The following is a 21,462-nucleotide window of genomic DNA, read 5'->3' as shown; positions in this document are numbered from 1 at the left end:
TTTTATTATTCAAATAAAACATATTTTCTTTATTTCAATAAGCTTTTTGCTTTACAATATAATTTAAATTTTGTCCTGATTAAATTTAATGTAATTAGTGATTTAAAAAAACTCCTACGGTAACTTTCTAATATCGTTTTCCTTAATGTATTGGCCAGTTCTATTGAAAAATATTTTTTGCACATCAGGTAAGTATGAACATCCAACATTAAAGTTCTGCTACCAACATCTCTCGATCCCCCGGTAGTCGCCCCTATATGATACAATTTAGCGTTGGCATTGTACCAGGTCATATAACCTTTATTAAAAAGCCTTAAAGCAAGATCCCTATCTTCCCCTGCCCCAGTAGGATCAAATTGTTCATCGAATCCTCCAATTTCATCAAAAACGTTTTTTAATATAGCCGAACAACATCCTGGAAATGAAATACAGATTCTAGATGTGTTAGAGTTTGGGTTTCTAGTTAATGCTTTTATAAAATTGTCAACTTTATAATTAAAATAATCATTGTTATTTGACAAATAATTTCCATTAATATCACAATTTGCACCTGCAACAGCAGCAAATTTATCATGTATTATAGGATGTGTAATTTCACGAATAAAATTCGGTTCAATTCTGGCATCATCATCTAAAAAAACTAAAATATCACCTTGAGCTTCTTTCGCCCCAATATTTCTAGAAACACAAGGTCCAGTTGAATCCAATACGATATGCTTACAATTTTTAATTTCAATTGGGTTTTCCGATTGATCTACAACAAGTATTTCAAAATCAGAAATATCTTGGTGTAATAAATCCTCAACTAGTTGATTAATATAATGTATTCTATTTCTAGTAGGAATGATAACACTTATATTCATGTTTTAACTTTTATTTACTACTCATTTTAAAATACTTATCGCTTTCTTATTAATTTTTCTAATCTATAACTCCTAATATGAATACTCAAAACAACTTTTAAATAACAAATTAACAACCCATATTTAAAAACTCCTATATCTTTATAATACTTTCTAATGCCTTTTAAAATAAAATTATAAGTGTTTTTATCTTCATTATCCATTGCAAGAAATAACAGGTTTAACAACGCTTTATAAATAAAATGTATCATGTCTCTATCACCGATAGTTATAACGCGTTTAAGATTTTCATATTCAACATAACTTTGCGAAAATCTATTTTTAAAATTATAGCTTCCTATTTTATCGCTCCCAATAGAATTATCATGTTTTCTGTATAAAAATAATTTGTCATCAACATATACATACTCATCTGCTTTTAAATTAAAAAGAAATCTATGAAAAAAATCGGTCTCTTGGGCATCTGTTAAATTAACATTGAACAACTCTCTAGAATTTAAGGCTGTTCTTTTAAATAAAATGGAAGGTGTCAATACATCCGATTTTCTTAAAGTAAATGCTTTAAATAAATTCCCTTCATTAAAATATGCTGTTGGTCTTAAAATATTCAATTTAGGGTCTGTTAAAAATCCCGAACAAATAATGGCCTTTATATGTTCTGAATGTAATAACTGCATTTTTTTTTCTATAAACTCCTTCAACATGATATCATCACTATCAAACCAATTAATATATGCTCCTTTACTTACTTCAAATCCATAATTCCGAGCTGCATTCCCTCCTCTTGGCAAATCTTTTGGTCGATGATGATATTGAAACCGGGTATCTTTTTTACAATAGGCTTCTAAAAGTGCCATGGTGTTGTCTGTTGAGCCATCATCTACTACAATACACTCCCAATTAGTATAGGTTTGGGCCAATATAGAATCTAAGGTTTCACCTATTAAATGCTCACGGTTGTAGGTAGGGATAATAATAGAAACTAAAGGCGTTTTCATCTTTTAATTATAGATTCAATAAAAATAGCATAATAATACAGGTTGAACAAACCAAAATCATGAATGAATCAATTAACCCGTTGCTCTTTTTGAATAATCTAACCCAATCGAATGTCAGTTCGAGTGATTTTTGATAGAAAATTCGAACTGACAAATTTTATTCAAAATACACAACGGCTAATTATTTTTTAGGAAATTAAAAAAGAATAGGGTTCTATTAAGATTTGAAAAATTTATTTACTACAACTCGTATCTGAAATTTAAAAAATTGCAAAACATAAGCATTTGTTAAATAAAATTTACTTAGTAAAAACCAAAATCTAAATGAAATAGTATTGGAACGATATACAAGTTTTTCATAATATCTAAATAATTTGTAATGCTGTTCTTTTTTAAACTTGTTGATAAACTTTTCAATAATTAATGTAAAATAAAGATATTTCGCTTTTAGTTTTTGTTCTTCTCTATAGCCTTTTCTTGAAATACTTTCAGAAGAAATTCTTATATAGGCAATGGCTTCGTTTATGGTATAAATATTTTTAAACTCTGTAAATTCTAGCCATGCAAAATCATCAACTCCCCAAGCTAATGGAAAGTCTCTAAAGCCATGCTTTAAATAGGCTGTTCTTTTAAATACATGCTCTGAAAGAGAGCTTCTGGAGGAATTAAAAATATTGCGGTAAAACGAATCTGGGGACGTTTCAATTTTAGGATGCATAAACACTCTTGATAATTTATCATCCATTTTATCAATTTGAGTAGCATATCTAACTACATGTACGTTAGAGGCATGTATGTCTCCAATCTGCTTGTAAAACTCTTCAATAAAATTTGCACTAATATAATCATCATCTCCTAATAACATGATCCATTCTTCATTAGCTGACAGATCAATACATCTTTCCCATTGTTTAACTAATGATACATTTCCTATATTAGAAGCAAACCTTTTATATACAAAATCAAATTGATGCTTATAGGTCTCCAACAATGCCAAAGGGTTTGTAGGGCTTGCATCATCACCAATATAAACTTTAAACCGTTTATCTGTTTGATTTGCCAACGAATCTAAAGTAGCATTAAAATAGGAATATTTATAATAAGGAATAACTATCGCTAGCATAATTTTTAAAGGTTATTATTTAAGTCTTTTCTAAAATACCAATCATCCCATTTTGAAATGCTGGAATACTTTCTAACATAACCTTTACTCGTTAAAAGCTTATAAATATTTTCTCTATCAGAACTATAATTATGCTCACAACTTATTATATTAAATTGATATTTGCTAAAATCAAAATTCCTCAATATATCATATTCACTTCCTTCAGTATCAATTGATAAATAATCAATTGTTTTTGGTGCATTATATTTTATTAACAAATCCAATAATGAAATTGTATTTACATTATAATTCTTACCATTTTCTCTTAATTTATAATTATTATCAGAATTACTAAAAGTATTAATTGTAGATAATTCCGCAATCTCAACTTGATTAAAACTAATTGTTGAATTAGAATCCTTCCAAACACAATCAGTTTCAATGTTGCATTTTCTATTTCTTTTTAACTCTTCTTGCCAACATTTTGCTGGTTCAGCTAATATACCATCCCAAAATAATTTTTTTTCTAATAAATAGGTATTACTCAAATCAATTCCATTTGTTGCACCAAATTCAACAAAATATCCTCCTTGCTTAAAATTTAATTCAGTTAGCACTACTAAATCTTGATATAATTGTGCCTTTGAATCTTTTACATATGTATTAAATTTAACTCTATCAACTTTCTTTAATCTCTTATTTATTAATTTAATATCATTTTTAAGTTCTTTATACGATTCAAGTTTAGAATAACTAGTTATACCAATATTGAAAATTTTGAAAAATGAATTTATAAATTTAATTAAGGCTTTTTTAATGTACATGTCTTTTTAATCGATTTTTTAATCTTTCTCTAAACAGATAATATTTTTTCTTTAATTTATAAACATCTGGCCAATATGTTTGGGCTATTGGCTTTTTATTTGACTCAATAACATTTATAATATGTTCTAAAACTAGTGTTTTTTCAGTCTCATAATCAATTCTGTCTTTGGCAAAAATGGGCTCTTTTAAAATTTCTAAAGCTAAATCTGGATTGGATTCTATCTCCTCTAACCTTTTAAAAAGCTCTTCTTCCGATTCAAAATCATGGAAATTTATAAAGCGTTTGGTATTAAATTCTAAATCTATCTTTTTATTGCCCCAATAAATTGGGATACAATCCATCAAAATGGGTTCTAATATTTTCTCGGTTGTATAGCCATCAAAAGAGGCGTTTTCAAAAGCTATAACAAATTTGTAATCGTTTATAAATTCCATTTTGTTTTTAACTCTACCGCCCACATTATTTAATACCGCCCCACCAGAATCTATCTGTCTGAACTTCGACAAATTTTCAAAAAATTTTATGCGATCTTTAGCCTTCGGATTAGACACAACCATGCAACAAAATTTGTTCTTTTTTGCCCAAATATTTTTTAATGTTTCTTCATTCTTATTGAGCCAAAAATTTTTATACCCTTTATGGCGCTCTATATATAAAGAATATAAAGGCAATCGAAAATGATTTTTTCTGGAGAGATAATCAAAAGAAAATACAAAATCACTTAAATAAAAATTAGGCCTAAAATTTTCTCCGGTATAGTGAATTCTTTTACACTTATATTTTAAATAATCTTTACCAAAACTTGAGAAAAAAAGTAAATCTGGATTTTCATCGATAACAACAGTATATTTTTGAACTAGTAAATTATAAAAATAATTATCCTTCTTATCGAAATCAGGCCAAAAGTCTGTAAAATTTATCTTTATCTCCATGGTCTTAAAACTTAAAATAATTCTTAAAGCCTCTTTTTATTTTAACTAGTTGTTTAATTAATGGATGGTGCTTTTTTAATAATTTCAACTGTATGTTTTTATTAAGTAGATAAAAATAGTGTTGATAAATTAATGCATCGTATTTTAAGAGATCTGATTTCACATGAATCATGTTAAAATTTGTTGCTTGATTAATATGTAATCTAAATCCAACTAATTTTTCATCCAAAACTGCAATTTTGTATTTTCTCAAAACCCTATTATAAAATTCAAGATCCAATACTTGAAATAGATCTTCTTTATAAAAACCAATATCTTTTACAATCTCCTTTCTGAAAAGTATTACTGTAGGTTCTCCAATTTTATTTTGAGGCCTTTTTAAAAATAATTTAGATTTAAAAATAGATTTGTCTAAATATTGAATACCATCAACTATTGGTAAGTTTAAGTGCTCTTGCAAATCCCCATAGGTCTCAATCCATGATTCTGTTTCGTCATTTAAATAAGTTTTATCTATAATAATGTCTCTTTTGCAAGCTACTAAACCAACTCTTACATTATTTCCGAACACTTTTACCATTTTGGAAATACAAGTTGGATATAAAATATCATCTTGAAACAGAAATTTTATATAACTCCCATTGGCTTTTTTAATACAATGGTTCCAATTAGCTCCAATACCATTTGGGATATGTTTATATATTTTAATTGGAATTTCTGTTTTAGACTTATAACTTTCAATAATATCTAACGTATAATCACTTGAGGCATCGTCCGAAATAATAATTTCTAAATTAGGATAGGTCTGAGCAATGGCAGAATCTAATGCTTCAGCAATAAACTGAGCACCATTATAAGTAGGGATACAAATGGAAACTAAAGGGTTATCCATAAAAATATTTCTTTAACCTTTTTAAAACTTGAACAATGTTTGCTTTATTAGCTTTTGTTAATCGTTTATTCTTTTTTAGTAATTCTTTGTTTTGTTCCAATAAAGAAGGAAAAGAACCAAAATTATGCACATATAATTCAGAATGTTTTATACTTATATATTTAAGAACCTCTTCAAAATCATTTTCAGAAATCTCAACATTTCTTGATGTTTCTTTTATTCGGTAATAAAAACAAACTTTTGGAATTCTATATACTTTTCCGCCATCTTTTAAAAAATTAATCCAAAACTCCCAATCTTCAAGACCTATAGATAAATTTATATCATACCCTCCACTCTTAACAAAATCGTCTTTTTTTATCAGGGCAGAACAAAAAATAATATTATTTCTTAATAACTCCCTAAAAGAATAATTGGGTAATTTCCAAAGCTTATTGTATTTCCCGAAAAATTTGGCCTCACAATAAACAACTTTCAACGCATTATCTTTATCAAATTCTTTTAATCCTAATTCTATATAGCTTGGTGCAATTTTGTCATCTGCGTCCAATGGTAAAATATAGTCGCCATTAGCTTCTTTAATGCCTACATTTCTGGCATGACTTACACCCCCATTTTTAATGTCTATATATTTAAATCGGTTATCCAATTTCAAAAACGTATTTGCCACTTCTTCAGTATGATCAGTACTTCCATCGTTAACAATAATGCATTCCCAATCCTTATAAGTTTGTTTTAAAACCGATTGTAAGGCATCGTCCAAGTATTGGGCCTGATTATAACAAGGGACAATAACAGAAACTTTCATAAAATTAATTTAATAAGCGTTTAAGATAGAGCTTTATTTTATAAACCATAAGTTGCCAATAAAACTCATTTCGCAATACATTTTCACGTTCAAGTCTTACTAAATCAGGCGAGGTACAACTAATACCATCTAAATTAAAGTTGGAGATAACGGCATCAATATACTGATAAGTAAACTTCTTTTTACAGATACCAATCATAAAAAACTTCCAGTCTGAAACTATTTTTAAATCTTCATCATATTCAAAATCAGTAAAACAACGTCTATAAATCAATGTAGCTGGATGGGGCAAAGTGTCTTTCACAAAATACTTAAAATCCAATACCTCAGGATAGGTCTTAATCCATTTGGTATGCGATATCACTTGAATATTACCATAAATAATAGCTCTCGGAAAATCCTTTAAAACATAAGGTTGAAAATGACTCAAAGCATTATTGGAAAAAAAAGAATCGCCACTATTCAAAAACAAAACATAGTCACCTTTGGCAACCTTAACACCCTTATTCATGGCATGATAAATTCCATGATCAGGCTCACTTACCCAATAGGCAAGGTGGTCTTGCTGCTTTTCAATAAAAGCTTTGCTTCCATCAGTTGAACCACCATCAATAACAATATACTCTATGGTATTATAGGTCTGTTCCAAAACACTTGCAGTGGTTTTTTGGAGACCTTTTAGGTTGTTATAATTAACAGTTACAATAGATATTAGCATATATCAGAATTAAACTTTACGTGCTAGTTTTAAAATATAGTGCCCCAATTTCTTCATTCCTTTTTGGAGCATTGATGTTTTTTTAGAATCTTCATTTAAACGCATAGACACAGGATAAGCATTTGGTATATCTTTATAATCATTATAACGACATGTCATTAAAACATCTTTGTATTGATTATACAACATTTTTAGTAACGGGAAATCATCCAAATTAAAACGATTAAAATCCCTTGAAATATCAGTGTCATTTTCTGCTAGCTTACTAAAATGATAAAATACCAATTGACTTTGATCGTTGAGCAATATGTTACCATTATCAATACTAATAATACGGCGCTCATGCAAATTCCAAGGGGCCATATTATAATTATAAGTAGTCAATACTTCAATATCTTTATAAAAAATTGGGGCATAAATCATCCATAACTGATCTACAAAATAACCTTCATTTACTTTATCATAACCAAATTTCAGAGTTCTTTCTTCCCACCAGTCAAGCATGGTTTTTGTCTCTTTACTTTTTGCGTTTAATCCTAAAAACCCTAAATTATAAATGCCATACTTCATAAATATATTTTCATCGGGTAATTTACCATCTCTAGGTATTGGCGTTAGGATATGAGGTGTCAATACAGCTGTTTTTGTTTTTAACTTATCATTTAAGCCTGATATCGAATCAAAAAAATATAAATCCGGATCCAAATAGTAAATAGCTTCTACTCTTGGGTGCTTGTTTATTAAATATTTAAAAACACTAGGTTTAATACAGGTATTTAATGCAATAATATAATATCGAGAAATAAGGTCTTTTAGGTCAACACCATCTATATCAGCTATTGTAATAATCGTACTAGGTTCAAAAGCAGAATAATCTGCCTTATCTGAAAATTGATCCACTAAAATAATATAAAACCCAAAATTTGGATTATGTTTTAAAAACGATTGTTTTAGTGCAAGTGCTTGACCCAAATAATTATTGGAACAAATGGTAAATGCTATATAAGGAAATCCTTTCATAAACGCTTTATTCTTTTTGATGTCATTTTTTTCAAATACTCAAAGGCATGTCTAAAAGTATAATCTTCGTTTTGCTTAATAAGCACTTGGTTATAATAAATAAAATCTGGCCTATTAACCAAAGGGTGAAAGGGTGATATCTTAAAATATTTTAAAACGTTTCCAACAAAGTCAGTTTCTATAGAGGCATCATGAATATTGGATGAATACCCCCCAGCAAAAAAATGGGCAACAATCAAATCCATATAATCAAATGTGGCTTTGGCCCAGCAACGTATATTAAAATCCCAATCACTGCTCTTCTTATAAGACAAATTAAAATAGCCTATACTTTTCCTTATAAATTGAGTCTTATAAAACATCGCCTGATGGCAAATATTTTGATTCAAAAGTTTCTCTAAACTAAACTCTCCTGCATAAATATCACCGTCATTGGCCCAATTAGTATTTCCAACAATCTTAGCATTTCCATAAATTATATAATGCTTTGTTTTAGTAATAAATGTAGCAACATACTTTAATACATCTTGGTCATATAGGGTGTCATCACTACCCATAAAAAAAAGCCATTCTCCTACAGCCTTGTCAATACCTTTGTTCATCGCATCATAAATACCCTTATCTTCTTCCGAAATAACATTTATATTCAAACCATTACTTTTAAAAGGGGCTATTAATTTTAAAGTGCCATCCTTAGAAAATCCATCTATAATCAAGACCTCAAAATTTGTATAGGATTGATTGGCAAGACTCATTAAAGCATTCTCAATGGTTTTCTCTGAATTTAAAGTTGGTATTATTATTGAAAAAGTTATATTGGTTTGAGCTTGTTTCATTTACTTTTTTGTTTTTCGTAACAATTTAAGTGGCCCTAATAAAAATGTTCCAATTCTAAAAGTTTTCGAATGCCTTAATTGATTCATTTGCCTTTTTAATCTTGCATTTTCATTTACCAAATAATCATCTAAATATTTTGAATACAAACAGTTTTCGGTCAATTCTGTATGAAAACCGTCTGCATTCGATTTGGTACCACTTAACCCAGTTTCATTAAAAACGGCAATAATCTGGTCTATATATTTTATCCTTAATTTATTATCTATAAAACATCTTATGTTAAAATCATAATCGGCATGAATAAAATATTTTAAATTAAAATTTCCAATTAGCTCAAAAACACGTTTTGAGTAAAAAATGGCCTGATGACAAATACTTATTTGATCATAAATAAGTTTTTTCAAATTAGACTTACCAGAATACAGTAGCTTACTTTCCTTAAACAGTACATTCCCATAAATAAAATCATCACCTTCATTAATACTATTAAAAACCTGTTGTAAAGTATTGGTGTCATAAAACACGTCATCTCCTCCCATAAAAAACAAATAGTCTCCTTTCGCTAATTCAACTCCTTTATTCATGGCATCATAAACGCCTTGATCTTTTTCTGAAATCAAATGAATATATGAACATTTTTTTTGAAACTCTTTTACAATCTCACAAGTATGATCCTGAGAAATTGAATCCAAAAGTAAAACCTCTATATTTTTATAGGTCTGATTAATTATGCTGTCTAATGTAGCTCCAATAGATTCAGAAATGTTATACGTAGGTATAATTAATGTAAAAAAAGGACTATTCATTATTTTTCGAGATTATATCTAACCAAAATTCACGGTTACCTTTATAATGACCGTCGTCTCTAAACCAAGCATGACAAGCAAAGGGTATTAAACCATATGTTTCATGCAGGAATTGTGGATGTTTGTCCCATGAAAAACTTAATGCTTCTTCTACTTTAGGTGTTGTTATTTTTTTAAAAATTAAACAGGCTTCCATAAAAAAAACATCCTCATTAATATTATAGGTTGATGCAAAATAATTGAAATTATTTTTATACCCTAAAAAACTATTAGTCAATAAAGAGAGTTTTCTAAGCAAATTTATTTTTCTTTTATTCTCCAATTGTTTTTTCTCTTTTATTAACTCACTCAAAGACTTCAATGGTTTCTTTGATGTTAATATTAAAATCATTTTGTTTACCTTTCTCAACGACAAGCCTCCATTTCCTGCATGCCATATTTTAGCCCCAAAACTAGGGTCATCATGATAATTGTCAAACCAAATTCCACCAGTATAATCATATCCTTTATTGGCCCATAATAATAATTCATCCCTAAATACAAAACAATCCGTTTGATAAATAAGCATGTAATTAAATTTTTTAAATGCCTTATAAAATTCAGGACTTAACATTAAACAATTATATCCTGTTACGTCTTGAAAATATTTAGAATCAAAAAAAATATAATGTTCAATTTCAGGAAACCTAAGTTTATAAAAATCAAGATCTAATTTATCCGAACAAATAAAATGAATAACATAATCTGAAAGTGTTTTAATGCATTGCCCTACCGACTGAACTTCGAAATCATTCAATTTTTCCTTGTAAATCGGGATAACAATACAAATTTGATCTTTAGTCATACTATTAATTTTCACATTAATTCATTACACTCAGTCAGATTGCTTTGAATAACTTTTTGATTTTATGTATAAAATTAGTTTTTGTCTTAATTTTAGGCTCTTTCTTTTGAACTGAAACATTTAAAACAGAGCAAATTTGGGCATCAAGTATTTTACGAACATCAGTATTAAAATGAGGCTTGATTTTTTTTAAAAAAGAAACCCAAAGTAAATTTTGCTCCTTTTGTGACTTAGATGACCAAACGGATTTCTCATGTTTACGATAAACACCCATTTTACTATTTATACATTTTATGTTTCCAGTACGCGCATTAAGTAAATGCAAAAAATAATCACCAACTAGGGCTTCTTTAAAATATTTAGAGAGTGTATCAAGTCCATTATTTCTATAAACCACACTACAGGTATGCATATAATTCCTTTTGGCCAAATTCAAGATAGTTGTTGTTTCTGGTATGTTTACAGATATGTCATCTGCTTCTAATACTTCATTTTTTAAAACATCAACTTCATGAAAACAAATACTATATTCTGCATTAGCCTCCAAAAAATCAACCTGTTTTTGCAATTTCAAAGGGTCTGTCCAATAATCATCTCCATCAAGTAAGGCAATGTATTTTCCTTTACAATTTTCTAGAATATTAATAAAATTACAGAGCCTTCCTTTTTTCTGTCGCTGTTTCCAATAAGCATCACCTTCTTTTCTATCAAGTAACTTATATTCAATTTTAGAGTTCTTAGAGTTAGAGATAAATTTTTTAATAAGTTTAACATTATTGTCTGTTGAAAAATCATCACCAATAACAACTTCAAAATTAAAGCTCGTTTCTTGGTCTTCTATTCCTTGAAGCGCTTGCTCTATAAAATCTTGGTGATTATAGGTTTGTAATCTAACACTAAGTAACATATCTATATTTTTTTAACACGCTATAAGCAATGCCATTAAACTCATGTATTTGCTCTTGTGTCAATATGGTTTTAAATTTATTAAAATTACTCTTATCAATAGGCTCTAATGTTTTTTCTTTCCAGTTTAAGGTTGACTTAGGTTCGTTGCTATAATTAAAATATTCTAACATTTTAGTTTCAAACCGTTGTCCTAAAAAGTCACAAAGTGCTGTTAATGTTTTCACTGGCTCTACAAGTAAATCTTCATACTTAACAATAAAAGCATTTTTATCTTCTATAAATGCATCTGTTTTTATAATATTACTGCACCACTCATTTGCAATCTCACTTATATTATTTGACACCTTCGGCAAATACTTTAATCCTTGATCTAAAGTTTTTAATTTTAAATAAGAACAAGTAACATCTCTGCCATCTCTTACCAAATGAATATACTTTGTATCAGGATATATCTTATGTATTTCCTGTAAATGATGTATGTAGTAATTGTTTTTATCTCCTATAATATCTTTACCTGTATAGTTTCTATATAAAATATCGAAAACATTGGCATAACTCTTAGGATTATTTTTAAAAACTTCTGAAATATCTTTTTTTGTTAAATTCCAATCTTCTATCTTTTTAGAAGAATAAATATCATTAATAAATTCGCTTTTATCAATTGTATTATCAGTTCCAAATTCACCGTACTTTTTAAACCACCATTGTATCATCCCGCATTCAGGAGGTACTCCAATATTTGAATGCGTATTTAACATTAAACGAAGCAATGTTGTTCCAGAACGAGGATTGCCTAAAATAAAAAAGTCCATATTTTTAAATGTTGTCTTTGATTATTTTACACACTAAATCAATTTCAGATTTTGAAATTCCTGCCCATAATGGTAAACATAAAACTGTTTTAGATATGGATTTCGAAATAGAACAATTAGAACCATTTACATAAGACAAACTATCCAAGCTTGGAAAAAAATACCTCCTGGCATATATTTTTTTTGATTCTAAAGCTTTTTTAACCCTTAATAATTGTACCTCATTATTAAAAATTACAGGATAATAGCTATTGTTCCACTCGGTTTCCTCCCGCAATTGTAATGTTCTTACCTTTACATCCTTTAATATTTCATTATATAATAACACTCCTTTTTTACGTTGCTCTAAAATAGTACCCATATATGGTAATATAGCCAACCCCATGGCGGCTTGCAACTCACTCATTTTAGCATTAATGCCTAAACTTCGAATCACATCGGGTCCATCATGTCCAAAATTATGATGCAAATACATACTTCTAAAATATTTTTCCTTACAAAACAAGGCACCTCCCTCGCCTGTATGGAACAACTTGGTGGCATGAAAACTACAAGTGCTCACATCGCCATAATTAAAAATAGATTGCCCTTTATAGCTTACCCCAAAACAATGGGCAGCATCGTAAATCACTTTTAACTGGTGTTTTTTAGCAATGGCTTCAATAGCTTCTAAAGCACATGGATTCCCAAAAACATGGGTTGCTAAAATAGCGGAGGTTTTATTGGTAATGGCAGCTTCTATTTTGGTTTCATCAATAGTTAAATAGTCAGGATGAATATCTACAAAAATCGGCGTACAACCTTCCCAAACAATACTGCTTGTAGTGGCTACATAACTAAAAGGCGTGGTAATGATCTCGCCTGTTAATCCCAATGCCTTGATGGCTATTTGCAAGGGCAACGTGCCATTGGTGGTGGCAATAATATTTGTAACACCCAAATAGGCTTTAAGTTTAGCTTCCAATTCTTTTACCAAAACACCTCTGTTGGTTATCCACCCAGCATCCCAAGTGCGTTTCAGAATAGCATCATATTCTTGTTGTGGTGGTAAAAAGGTTTTGGTAACGTTAATCATTATTCTTTTAAATAATTTATATCTAAAACTCCTTTTTTCTTAATAAATACAAATTCGCACAACCATAAAACATTATTCTCAAATGGTCTATTTAAATCTGTTATATCAAAAAATCTAAAACCTATTTGGTCTAAATACTCCATTACTTTTAGTACAGAATTATTAATATTCTTATTCATTACTCCAACTTCAATCATAATGATTTCTGTTTTTTGAACAAGATTTTTTGCTCCCTGTAAAACTTCTAAATCTAATCCTTCCGCATCTATTTTTAATATTGAAGGATATATAAGTTTTTTTTCTATTGCAAAATTATCTAATTTAACTATTGGCACTTTAATTTGTTTAAATCCCCTTTGTATTGCTTCTTCTTCTAAAAACCTAAAGGAACAACTATCATCTCTTTCGTGAATAGTGAAATCTAATTCACCGCTAGTATTTCCAACTCCAACAGAAAACAATTGGATATTTTTTTTGTCAGAAAACAAGAAATCAATATCTTTTTTTAAATTTATTTGAGGTTCAAATAAATAGTATGTAGCGCTAGGAAAATATTTTAAACATTCTTTTGTCCAAGTCCCTTTATTTGCTCCTATATCATAGATAGTCATTGGATAATAATTTTGATTAATTAAAAGATTGAAAAAATTGTCCAACAAATTATTTTTAGCATATGTATTTGATATTCTATTAACTACTAATTCATTATAATTTTCATTTTTTAAAATCTTATAACCTATCCTATTTATTGTTTTCTTAATTGTTTTTTTTAATAATTTTTTCATTATTAATATATTTCACATTAATTAACTTTGAATCCATTAAAAATGGCGTCCATATTTGTTTGTCATGCTCGATTTTTATCGTTATCGCTTTATGAATTTTATAATAGACATTAAACCCAAAATCTTCTGAAGCCGAGAATGTAATATTATAAATACCCTTTGATAGATAAATATTTTTTAACAGAAAAATAAAGGTGACTTCCTTCTTGTTTTTAATTATTTTTAAATCTTGGTCAACTGGCAATACCTCTGCTATACCTCTTTGTTCTTTGTCATAAATTGCCAAAGAAATATAAGGCTCTTTTAACAAGCTGTTGTTTTTAATAGTAAAATTCAAATTCACAGTACTTCCCCAAGGAATAATATAAACATTATTTATTTTATCAACACCTTCAACAAAAGCCTTTTTTAATTCAATAGAATTATCTGTAAATACAACCTGTGAATCTTCGTTTGTCATAAATTTATGATAGTATAAATCTATTCCTCTTGACACATTTTCTCCTTGATAATGGACTAACCCTTTTTCCATCAAAATAACTTGATTACAAATTCTAGAAATCATAGGCATATTATGAGATACAAAAACAATAGCCGTATGGGGTAAAATGGTATCAATACGCTTAAAACATTTTAATATAAAACCTAAATCCCCTACGGCCAATACCTCATCAATAATCAAAACATCAGGTTCCATTTGGGCAGCCACGGCAAACCCCAATCGCACTTTCATCCCACTGCTATAATTTTGTACGGGCATATCGATAAATTCGCGTAGTTCGGCAAAATCTATAATAGCTTCTAATTTACCATCAATCTCTTTTCGGGTAAACCCCAAAATAGCGCCATTATTATAAATATTTTCGCGCCCGCTCAATATCGGGTTAAACCCGGCTCCCAGCTCAATCAACGCACCCACACGGCCCTTAATGGTAGCTTTCCCGGCATCGGGATTAATAAGGCCGTTTAATATTTTAAGCAAGGTAGATTTTCCTGCACCATTATGCCCTATCAACCCCAAACATTCCCCACGTTTTAATTCAAAACTAATATCCTTCACGGCCCAGAATTCTTTGGGGCGTAATAGGCGTTCGTGCTTGTTGCCCCTAACGCCTGTAATTAAATCCTTAATACCATACCACAAGCTGGTTTTAAGATCCTTGCAGAATTTTTTGCTTAGGCCTTCTACTTTTACAAGTAATTCTTGCTCGTTATTTGTATGTTTTGTCGTTTTGGTCATTTATTTTTTTCTATCAAACGGTTCTCGATACACTTTCGCTATGCTCAAGCACTCGAACTGACAAGTTGAGTATATGGTTTTTTAATTATTTCCTTTTGCATTTTTTTTTCACAATTCACTACTCACCACTCACTATTCACCACTCACTATTCACCACTCACTATTCACCACTCACTACTCACTTCTCACCACTCACTCCTCACTATTTCCGTTTCAAATAATTCCTATAACCCAATAGTAATTTTTTAACCTCTGACAATAAATGCTCTAAATTTTCATTTTTATTAGCAAATGTCAAACGGACGGCAATCAAATATTGAGTTTCTAATTCAGAAACCGAACCAATAGCAATATTAATAAATTGTATCAATTCTTTGTCTCCTTTTCTGGCACTTCCTTCAGCAATATTACTAGGTATAGAAATAGAAGCGCGTCTCATTTGAGAGGTCAAACCATAACGCTCTTCATCAGGAAACCCTTTAGTAAAAGCATAAATAGCCTCAACCAAGTCCATCCCCTTTTTCCAAACATCTAAATCTTTATGATCCATTTCTATTCACTTTTTACTACTAACCACTCACCATTCACGACTCACCACTCACTCCTCACCACTCACTATTCACTATTCACTCCTCACTCCTCACCATTCACTCCTCACTCCTCACCATTCACTATTCACCACTCACCTCTCACTTTTTACACTCCTCACGCACTTAAACGTTCTACAATGACAGGTATAGATATGCGATAAAATACCATGCCTATAAAAAACAAAGGAATACTACAGCCAAGTACAATAAAATAAGAGCCCAAATACTCTGGCATGGTACCAACGGCCACAGCTCTTCCGGTTAAAATAAGGGATGTAAATGGATTAAGTTCCATTAGGGTTTTCATAAGTCCACTTTTTGGGATAGCATAAACAACTGGAGTAATATACATAGCAAAACTTAAAATAAATCCTATAAATCGGCTTACATCACTATACAGCATACCCAAGGGCGTGATAAAGAGTCCAATGGTAATACCAATAAAAACAGTTATAAAAACAGCAACTGGAAACAGCAGTAAACTCCAGTGAAAACCAATGCCAAAGGCAAAGATAAGTACAACTAAAAGCATAATTTTTATTGAACTGTTAAACAGGAGCTTATACACTCCAGAAACCACCAGGGCTTCTTTAGGGAAATTTATTTTAGTAAGAATAGAGCGTGCACTATTGGTACTCGACATGGGTGTATTAATGGATTCTTTAAGGATTGCCCATAACAAAGTACCCGTAAAGGCATAAACAGGATAAGGCACCCCGGTATCGGTTAAACGTATGGTCCCTGTGATACTTAAAAATATCCAGACAATGCCAGTGGTCAAAGGGGTAATCAATACCCATAACATACCAAGATACGACTGTCGGTATTGCGATTTAATATCCCTTACCGCCAGCTGTTTGGCCAAAAACCGCGAATTGTAAATATCGGTTAGACTGGCTTTTAAATGCTTAAAAAAATGAGCGTTATTTTCTTTTTGATAAACACGGGTTTCTAGGGACATAATAAGCTAAATCTATAATTTTTAACTAGGGCTAAGATAACAAATACGTACGAAAACAACCTAAAAACCTAAAATTTTAAAACAATCACTCACATAGGGTCATTGCGAACACCGCGAAGCAATCAAAAACCGTCATTGCGAACACAGTGAAGCAATCTTTCACTCTTTTGTTACAATGAATAGAATCACCCCGAGCTCGCCGAAGAGTCGAAAGGTCTGGAGGTTGGAGAATTGATCTTATTGATCATATTAAAAACTTCATCATATGGCAATCCAACATATTCACAAAATTCAGAAATCGAAACAAGTTGATGAGGCTCCTTATGGTGTAACAGTCGGATATCTCTCAAAATTTCACGGGCATAGGTCTCACCACGTCCTGTGATCCAGACAACATCTTGGGGATAAATACAAATACGGTGCATAGTTAGGAACAATAGAGTTATGTTAAACAATAAATTGGTTGTCAACAATAATAAAATCCCTCAAATAATGAAAACCATGATAATGTCAGAAAAACAGTACTAACAATTCATTGCAAGTATAGTAAAAAAATTAACACAAAATACAGAACAAACTTTACCCAACACATAAATCCAACATCAACAACTCATAGCCTTATCCCTAACTTTCCTCTGTCATCCTAAACCCCACAATCTGTCATCCTGAACTCCTCATCTGTCATCCTGAACTTGTTTCAGGATCTAACTAAACCTGAATCCCTCTATCACCCTAAACCCCTCTGTCACCCTGAACTCCTTATCTGTCATCCTGAACTCGTTTCAGGATCTTACTAAATCAGAATCCCTCCTTTGTCATCCTGAACCCCACAACCTGTCATCCTGAAGATGTCATCCTGAGCTTGCCGAAGGGTCGTTTCAGGGTCTATAACCCAACCCTCCTCTGTCATCCTGAACTTGTTTCAGGATCTTACTAAACCTGAATCCCTCCCCAGTCATCCTGAATCCCTCCTTTGTCATCCTGAGCTTGCCGAAGGGTCGTTTCAGGATCTAAGACAACCATCTCTTAACCTTAGAAAACAAGGATTGCTTCTTCTGCCCTTCCATATAAGCCTCTCCATAAGTACCATAGCCATAGCCGTACCCATAACCGTACCCATAGCCATAATTCTGATTGGTCTTGTGCTTATAAAAATTTAAAATAAAGTTAACGTTCTTGATTTCACCGGTTCGGTACTTGGCATTAATCAGTTGTAACATGCCCTTTTTAGTATAATCCAAACGGACTACAAAAAAAGTAATATCAGCAAATTGCGATAATTCCAGAGCATCGGTCACCAAACCAATAGGGGGCGTATCCAAGACTATCAGGTCATAAGTTTTCCGTAACTCAGCAATAAGGGTCACCAGTGAACTCCCCATGAGCATCTCCGATGGATTGGGAGGTATAGGCCCCGAGGTAATGACATCCAGGTTTGCAATATGGGTGGTATTGGTAATGTCGGCAATGGAATGGTCTCCTAAAAAATAATTAACAATCCCTGTCTCATTTTTGATATCAAAATCATTAAAAATCTTGGGCTTCCTCAAATCCAGTCCTAACAAAATCGTTTTCTTTCCTGATAAAGCATAGGCAGTAGCTAAATTAATGGCACAAAAGGTTTTGCCTTCCCCACTCACTGAAGAGGTCATCATAACTGTACGCCCGCCAGCTTGCTTATTTTTTTTATAAAGAAATTGCAGGCTGGAACGGATGGCTCGGAAGGACTCAGCAACGGCCGATTTAGGTTTTTCAAAAACCACTAGGTTATTTTTATACCGATATTTACCAACCAGTCCTACAATGGGAATAGTAGATAAACGCTCCACTTCGTCCGAGCCATGAATGGTGCTATCCAGCAAAAAGACAACAAAAATGACAAATAAAGGCACAAAAAAACCAACCATAAGGCCCATCATATAATTCAGGCTCTTATTAGGACCTATACGACCGCCTCCAATATCCTTTGCTTCATCAATGGTATTGATATCCGACACATTAGCCGCTTTTACAATGGCCGCTTCACTGCGTTTGGATAGGTAAATATTATAGGCCTCTTGGCTCATATCCAGTTTACGCTGGATTCTTAAAAACTGCTGCTGGTCTTCTGGGAGACCATTTAATTTAGATTCCAAAGTCGCTATTTGACTATTAATGGTGTTTAATTGAATGCCAATGGTTTTTTTAGTAGCATCAATGGTTTCCAAGAGTACATTCTTCTCCGCGTCAATGCGGCTATCCAGTTCTTTAAACAAACTAGTGCCTTCACGGGTGGTCGCTTCTAATTGTTGACGCTCAATGGCCAAACTGGTAATTTTACTGACACTGTTTAATATGTTGCTATTAGTAATTCCTACTGAGGAAGGGGCTGCAATATTACTGTAGTCGGTTTTGGTTCTTAGATAGTTTTCCAGTAAATTCAGATAATTCAACTGCCCTCGAATACCTTCCTTTTCCAGATCATACTCTTTTAATTTAGCCGATACTTGCTTAATCTCATCATCCAAATCAAACACATTATTTTGTTTTCTAAAGGTATTCATCTCGTCGTTAACATCCTTTAAATTAACGTTAACAGCATGTAAACTACTATCAATAAACTTGATGGTATTGCTGGCATATAAATTCTTACGTTCCAGTTCCGTTTTACTTAAAATGGCTGTTGTTGTGTTTAAATAATCGACTATTTTTGCTTTATTGGTGCCTACTAATTGTAGTTTTAACACCGAAGAATTTGAGCCTAAGGGTGAAGCACTCACAGCATTTTTATAAGTATTGACAACACCATCAAAAGATAGGAATTGTATGTAAAATTCTGATTTTGGAACAAGAATAGCGTCTGGCTTTTTATGAAGTGTAACATGTAAAAAAGGGAGTACAACAGGGGTTCCTATGGTAAAGGTTTGCTTAAAGGAACCTTTAGGAACTTGAACCATTTGAGTCGTTTTATCACCGTAGCGTTGGGTGTTTGCTCGATCGGTTTCAAAGTCTGCAAACAATTCATATTGGGTAGCACTAATGAAGCGAACACTTATGGGTGTATATAAAATTTGACCTTTGGTTTTATCAAGTTCTAAGTAAAAAGGAGCCTTTTTATAGATATCCTCCTTTCTGTATTTACCTTGCACCAGATAATTGACATAAAATTGCAGGGAATCGACCACCTTTTCATTATGGGTGCGTGTATTAATCGTGGTTATCACCTTCCCTACCTGACCAGAAACACCTCCCCAGTTAAAGGAAATACTGGTATTGGCTGTAAAAAATGGGTTTTGGTCATTTTCAACAGAGATCAAAGAATCTAATCGATAAACACTCTCCTTTCTAACGTTAATGGAATACGCTATAATGAGTCCGACCGCAATACTCAAAACTAGCAACTTCCACAAGTGCAGAACCTTAAATAAAAAACCCTTAAAATCAAAGGTTATGCCTTTGGTTTCTATGCGGTCAAGATCTTCAAATTCGTTATAAGACATAGGTTAAAGACGTTGTGAAATTAAAATAGTAGCTGTTATTAAAGATAAAACAGAAGCAATGGCTCCAAGATTTTGAATTACTGTGGTTCCAGTGCCCCATGATTTTTGTTTTAATGGCTTAACATAAATCATATCATTAGGCTGGATATAATAATAAGGGGAGTTCATCACATCTATATCGGTTAAATCAATATGGTGAATTTTTTGTCCTTGAGGATATTGTCGTATAATCATAACATCCTTTTTGTCACCGGTAACAGGAATATCCCCGGAATTCGCAATGGCCTCAAAAATATTAACCCGCTCTTTATATATAGTTCTGGTGCCTTTACTCCCAATCTCACCGGTAGTTGTAAAATTCAAGCCTGTGAGTTTTACGGTCACAAAAATATTGGCAGTTTCCTTAAACTGCTCTTCTAACAGTTTATTCTTAATAAGGGCTTCAACCTCCTCAGTGGTATAGCCCAGAACATTCATATAACCCAGTTCTGGAATGCGTATATTACCATGTAAATCTACAGTAAACCCATCAAAATAAGCGCGTTCTCCAGCAGTAGCATTTAAATTCCCTTCACCTATGGGGTTAAAAATCTGTACATTATCCTGATCGGTTACTTTAATACGAATATTTAAAATATCATTGATTTGTACTCGGTAGGGCTTTTGTGTTTCTACAAGAACCTGTGTAGAATCGGTAGCCTTACTTTTGTTCTGAAAATAAATAGTATCCTTATATGGAATACAGGACACCAATAAAGCATTAATAAGAATAATAACAACTAAAAGACTGTTCTTCATATGGAGACATTTTGGCATAAGACAAATCTACATAATTTTTTTATTTTACGGGTTTGACTTATAAACAATAGCTTATTTATACAGAAAGCATAAAAAAGTTAAAGATCAACGATAAAAAAAATGAAACGGTAGCTAAAAATTAGGATCTTGGCTTCCTCAAAATA

The 21,462-nt window shown here is 31.4% G+C and carries 21 protein-coding genes; all 21 read right to left on the bottom strand.

What is annotated here, in order from left to right; translation table 11 throughout:
* Window positions 1-29 precede the first annotated feature (29 nt).
* The 21 genes from V8G69_RS04810 to V8G69_RS04710 all read right to left on the bottom strand — a co-directional run bounded on the left by V8G69_RS04810 (window position 30) and on the right by V8G69_RS04710 (window position 21,298).
* Complete coding sequence (locus V8G69_RS04810) at window positions 30-863, bottom strand: glycosyltransferase family 2 protein (protein ID WP_394880675.1); 834 nt, start codon at window positions 861-863, stop codon at window positions 30-32.
* Between the two features lie 35 nt (window positions 864-898).
* Window positions 899-1,861 carry a glycosyltransferase family 2 protein gene (locus V8G69_RS04805; protein ID WP_394880674.1) on the bottom strand — a complete coding sequence of 321 codons (963 nt, stop codon included), beginning with the start codon at window positions 1,859-1,861 and terminating at the stop codon, window positions 899-901.
* Between the two features lie 217 nt (window positions 1,862-2,078).
* Window positions 2,079-2,984 carry a glycosyltransferase gene (locus V8G69_RS04800; RefSeq protein WP_394880673.1) on the bottom strand — a complete coding sequence of 302 codons (906 nt, stop codon included), beginning with the start codon at window positions 2,982-2,984 and terminating at the stop codon, window positions 2,079-2,081.
* Window positions 2,985-2,989: 5 nt separating this feature from the next.
* Window positions 2,990-3,790: an FkbM family methyltransferase gene (locus V8G69_RS04795; protein ID WP_394880672.1), complete on the bottom strand. Its 801-nt coding sequence runs from the start codon at window positions 3,788-3,790 to the stop codon at window positions 2,990-2,992.
* Window positions 3,780-4,724 carry a glycosyltransferase family 10 domain-containing protein gene (locus V8G69_RS04790; RefSeq protein WP_394880671.1) on the bottom strand — a complete coding sequence of 315 codons (945 nt, stop codon included), beginning with the start codon at window positions 4,722-4,724 and terminating at the stop codon, window positions 3,780-3,782. The genes V8G69_RS04795 and V8G69_RS04790 overlap by 11 nt, the downstream gene beginning before the upstream one ends.
* A gap of 4 nt (window positions 4,725-4,728) precedes the next feature.
* Window positions 4,729-5,616 carry a glycosyltransferase family 2 protein gene (locus tag V8G69_RS04785; RefSeq protein ID WP_394880670.1) on the bottom strand — a complete coding sequence of 296 codons (888 nt, stop codon included), beginning with the start codon at window positions 5,614-5,616 and terminating at the stop codon, window positions 4,729-4,731.
* Complete coding sequence (locus V8G69_RS04780) at window positions 5,609-6,424, bottom strand: glycosyltransferase family 2 protein (RefSeq protein ID WP_394880669.1); 816 nt, start codon at window positions 6,422-6,424, stop codon at window positions 5,609-5,611. The genes V8G69_RS04785 and V8G69_RS04780 overlap by 8 nt, the downstream gene beginning before the upstream one ends.
* A 4-nt stretch (window positions 6,425-6,428) precedes the next feature.
* Entirely contained in the window at window positions 6,429-7,142 is a 714-nt protein-coding gene (locus tag V8G69_RS04775) for a glycosyltransferase family 2 protein (protein WP_394880668.1), read from the bottom strand.
* A 9-nt stretch (window positions 7,143-7,151) separates the two neighbouring features.
* Window positions 7,152-8,162: a hypothetical protein gene (locus V8G69_RS04770; protein WP_394880667.1), complete on the bottom strand. Its 1,011-nt coding sequence runs from the start codon at window positions 8,160-8,162 to the stop codon at window positions 7,152-7,154.
* Complete coding sequence (locus tag V8G69_RS04765; protein WP_394880666.1) at window positions 8,159-8,998, bottom strand: glycosyltransferase family 2 protein; 840 nt, start codon at window positions 8,996-8,998, stop codon at window positions 8,159-8,161. Before V8G69_RS04765 ends, V8G69_RS04770 begins: the two co-directional genes overlap by 4 nt.
* Window positions 8,999-9,805, bottom strand: a complete 807-nt coding sequence (locus V8G69_RS04760; RefSeq protein WP_394880665.1) for a glycosyltransferase family 2 protein — start codon at window positions 9,803-9,805, stop codon at window positions 8,999-9,001.
* Window positions 9,798-10,649: a DUF5672 family protein gene (locus tag V8G69_RS04755; protein ID WP_394880664.1), complete on the bottom strand. Its 852-nt coding sequence runs from the start codon at window positions 10,647-10,649 to the stop codon at window positions 9,798-9,800. Before V8G69_RS04755 ends, V8G69_RS04760 begins: the two co-directional genes overlap by 8 nt.
* 34 nt (window positions 10,650-10,683) lie before the next feature.
* A complete protein-coding gene (locus V8G69_RS04750; protein ID WP_394880663.1) occupies window positions 10,684-11,556 on the bottom strand; it encodes a glycosyltransferase in 873 nt (290 codons plus the stop codon).
* Complete coding sequence (locus V8G69_RS04745) at window positions 11,546-12,370, bottom strand: sulfotransferase family protein (RefSeq protein WP_394880662.1); 825 nt, start codon at window positions 12,368-12,370, stop codon at window positions 11,546-11,548. The genes V8G69_RS04750 and V8G69_RS04745 overlap by 11 nt, the downstream gene beginning before the upstream one ends.
* A gap of 4 nt (window positions 12,371-12,374) precedes the next feature.
* Complete coding sequence (locus V8G69_RS04740; RefSeq protein WP_394880661.1) at window positions 12,375-13,445, bottom strand: DegT/DnrJ/EryC1/StrS family aminotransferase; 1,071 nt, start codon at window positions 13,443-13,445, stop codon at window positions 12,375-12,377.
* Window positions 13,445-14,230, bottom strand: a complete 786-nt coding sequence (locus V8G69_RS04735) for an FkbM family methyltransferase (RefSeq protein ID WP_394880660.1) — start codon at window positions 14,228-14,230, stop codon at window positions 13,445-13,447. Before V8G69_RS04735 ends, V8G69_RS04740 begins: the two co-directional genes overlap by 1 nt.
* On the bottom strand, window positions 14,202-15,470 hold the full coding sequence (locus V8G69_RS04730) for an ABC transporter ATP-binding protein (protein WP_394880659.1): 1,269 nt from the start codon (window positions 15,468-15,470) through the stop codon (window positions 14,202-14,204). Before V8G69_RS04730 ends, V8G69_RS04735 begins: the two co-directional genes overlap by 29 nt.
* 202 nt (window positions 15,471-15,672) lie before the next feature.
* Window positions 15,673-16,020 (bottom strand): four helix bundle protein, encoded by a 348-nt coding sequence (locus tag V8G69_RS04725; protein ID WP_394880658.1) that lies wholly within the window; start codon window positions 16,018-16,020, stop codon window positions 15,673-15,675.
* A gap of 155 nt (window positions 16,021-16,175) precedes the next feature.
* Window positions 16,176-17,021 (bottom strand): ABC transporter permease, encoded by an 846-nt coding sequence (locus V8G69_RS04720; RefSeq protein ID WP_394880657.1) that lies wholly within the window; start codon window positions 17,019-17,021, stop codon window positions 16,176-16,178.
* Window positions 17,022-18,031: 1,010 nt separating this feature from the next.
* Window positions 18,032-20,500, bottom strand: coding sequence for a GumC family protein (locus V8G69_RS04715; RefSeq protein ID WP_394880656.1), 2,469 nt, complete (start codon window positions 20,498-20,500; stop codon window positions 18,032-18,034).
* Between the two features lie 3 nt (window positions 20,501-20,503).
* On the bottom strand, window positions 20,504-21,298 hold the full coding sequence (locus V8G69_RS04710; RefSeq protein WP_394880655.1) for a polysaccharide biosynthesis/export family protein: 795 nt from the start codon (window positions 21,296-21,298) through the stop codon (window positions 20,504-20,506).
* Window positions 21,299-21,462: the final 164 nt, after the last annotated feature.

The organism is Gaetbulibacter sp. M235 (assembly GCF_043876835.1).
Taxonomy (GTDB): domain Bacteria; phylum Bacteroidota; class Bacteroidia; order Flavobacteriales; family Flavobacteriaceae; genus Yeosuana.
The sequence above is the reverse complement of the archived record's forward strand: the minus strand, read 5'-3'. Positions and strand labels throughout refer to the sequence as shown.

What these genes read in the sequence shown, in the direction of transcription:
- V8G69_RS04785 (WP_394880670.1), bottom strand. Translation starts at nt 5,616, where the DNA reads ATGGATAACCCTTTAGTTTCCATTTGTATCCCTACTTATAATGGTGCT.
- V8G69_RS04720 (WP_394880657.1), bottom strand. Translation starts at nt 17,021, where the DNA reads ATGTCCCTAGAAACCCGTGTTTATCAAAAAGAAAATAACGCTCATTTT.
- V8G69_RS04710 (WP_394880655.1), bottom strand. Translation starts at nt 21,298, where the DNA reads ATGAAGAACAGTCTTTTAGTTGTTATTATTCTTATTAATGCTTTATTG.
- V8G69_RS04760 (WP_394880665.1), bottom strand. Translation starts at nt 9,805, where the DNA reads ATGAATAGTCCTTTTTTTACATTAATTATACCTACGTATAACATTTCT.
- V8G69_RS04810 (WP_394880675.1), bottom strand. Translation starts at nt 863, where the DNA reads ATGAATATAAGTGTTATCATTCCTACTAGAAATAGAATACATTATATT.
- V8G69_RS04750 (WP_394880663.1), bottom strand. Translation starts at nt 11,556, where the DNA reads ATGTTACTTAGTGTTAGATTACAAACCTATAATCACCAAGATTTTATA.
- V8G69_RS04745 (WP_394880662.1), bottom strand. Translation starts at nt 12,370, where the DNA reads ATGGACTTTTTTATTTTAGGCAATCCTCGTTCTGGAACAACATTGCTT.
- V8G69_RS04765 (WP_394880666.1), bottom strand. Translation starts at nt 8,998, where the DNA reads ATGAAACAAGCTCAAACCAATATAACTTTTTCAATAATAATACCAACT.
- V8G69_RS04790 (WP_394880671.1), bottom strand. Translation starts at nt 4,724, where the DNA reads ATGGAGATAAAGATAAATTTTACAGACTTTTGGCCTGATTTCGATAAG.
- V8G69_RS04780 (WP_394880669.1), bottom strand. Translation starts at nt 6,424, where the DNA reads ATGAAAGTTTCTGTTATTGTCCCTTGTTATAATCAGGCCCAATACTTG.
- V8G69_RS04795 (WP_394880672.1), bottom strand. Translation starts at nt 3,790, where the DNA reads ATGTACATTAAAAAAGCCTTAATTAAATTTATAAATTCATTTTTCAAA.
- V8G69_RS04730 (WP_394880659.1), bottom strand. Translation starts at nt 15,470, where the DNA reads ATGACCAAAACGACAAAACATACAAATAACGAGCAAGAATTACTTGTA.
- V8G69_RS04775 (WP_394880668.1), bottom strand. Translation starts at nt 7,142, where the DNA reads ATGCTAATATCTATTGTAACTGTTAATTATAACAACCTAAAAGGTCTC.
- V8G69_RS04770 (WP_394880667.1), bottom strand. Translation starts at nt 8,162, where the DNA reads ATGAAAGGATTTCCTTATATAGCATTTACCATTTGTTCCAATAATTAT.
- V8G69_RS04740 (WP_394880661.1), bottom strand. Translation starts at nt 13,445, where the DNA reads ATGATTAACGTTACCAAAACCTTTTTACCACCACAACAAGAATATGAT.
- V8G69_RS04725 (WP_394880658.1), bottom strand. Translation starts at nt 16,020, where the DNA reads ATGGATCATAAAGATTTAGATGTTTGGAAAAAGGGGATGGACTTGGTT.
- V8G69_RS04715 (WP_394880656.1), bottom strand. Translation starts at nt 20,500, where the DNA reads ATGTCTTATAACGAATTTGAAGATCTTGACCGCATAGAAACCAAAGGC.
- V8G69_RS04800 (WP_394880673.1), bottom strand. Translation starts at nt 2,984, where the DNA reads ATGCTAGCGATAGTTATTCCTTATTATAAATATTCCTATTTTAATGCT.
- V8G69_RS04735 (WP_394880660.1), bottom strand. Translation starts at nt 14,230, where the DNA reads ATGAAAAAATTATTAAAAAAAACAATTAAGAAAACAATAAATAGGATA.
- V8G69_RS04805 (WP_394880674.1), bottom strand. Translation starts at nt 1,861, where the DNA reads ATGAAAACGCCTTTAGTTTCTATTATTATCCCTACCTACAACCGTGAG.
- V8G69_RS04755 (WP_394880664.1), bottom strand. Translation starts at nt 10,649, where the DNA reads ATGACTAAAGATCAAATTTGTATTGTTATCCCGATTTACAAGGAAAAA.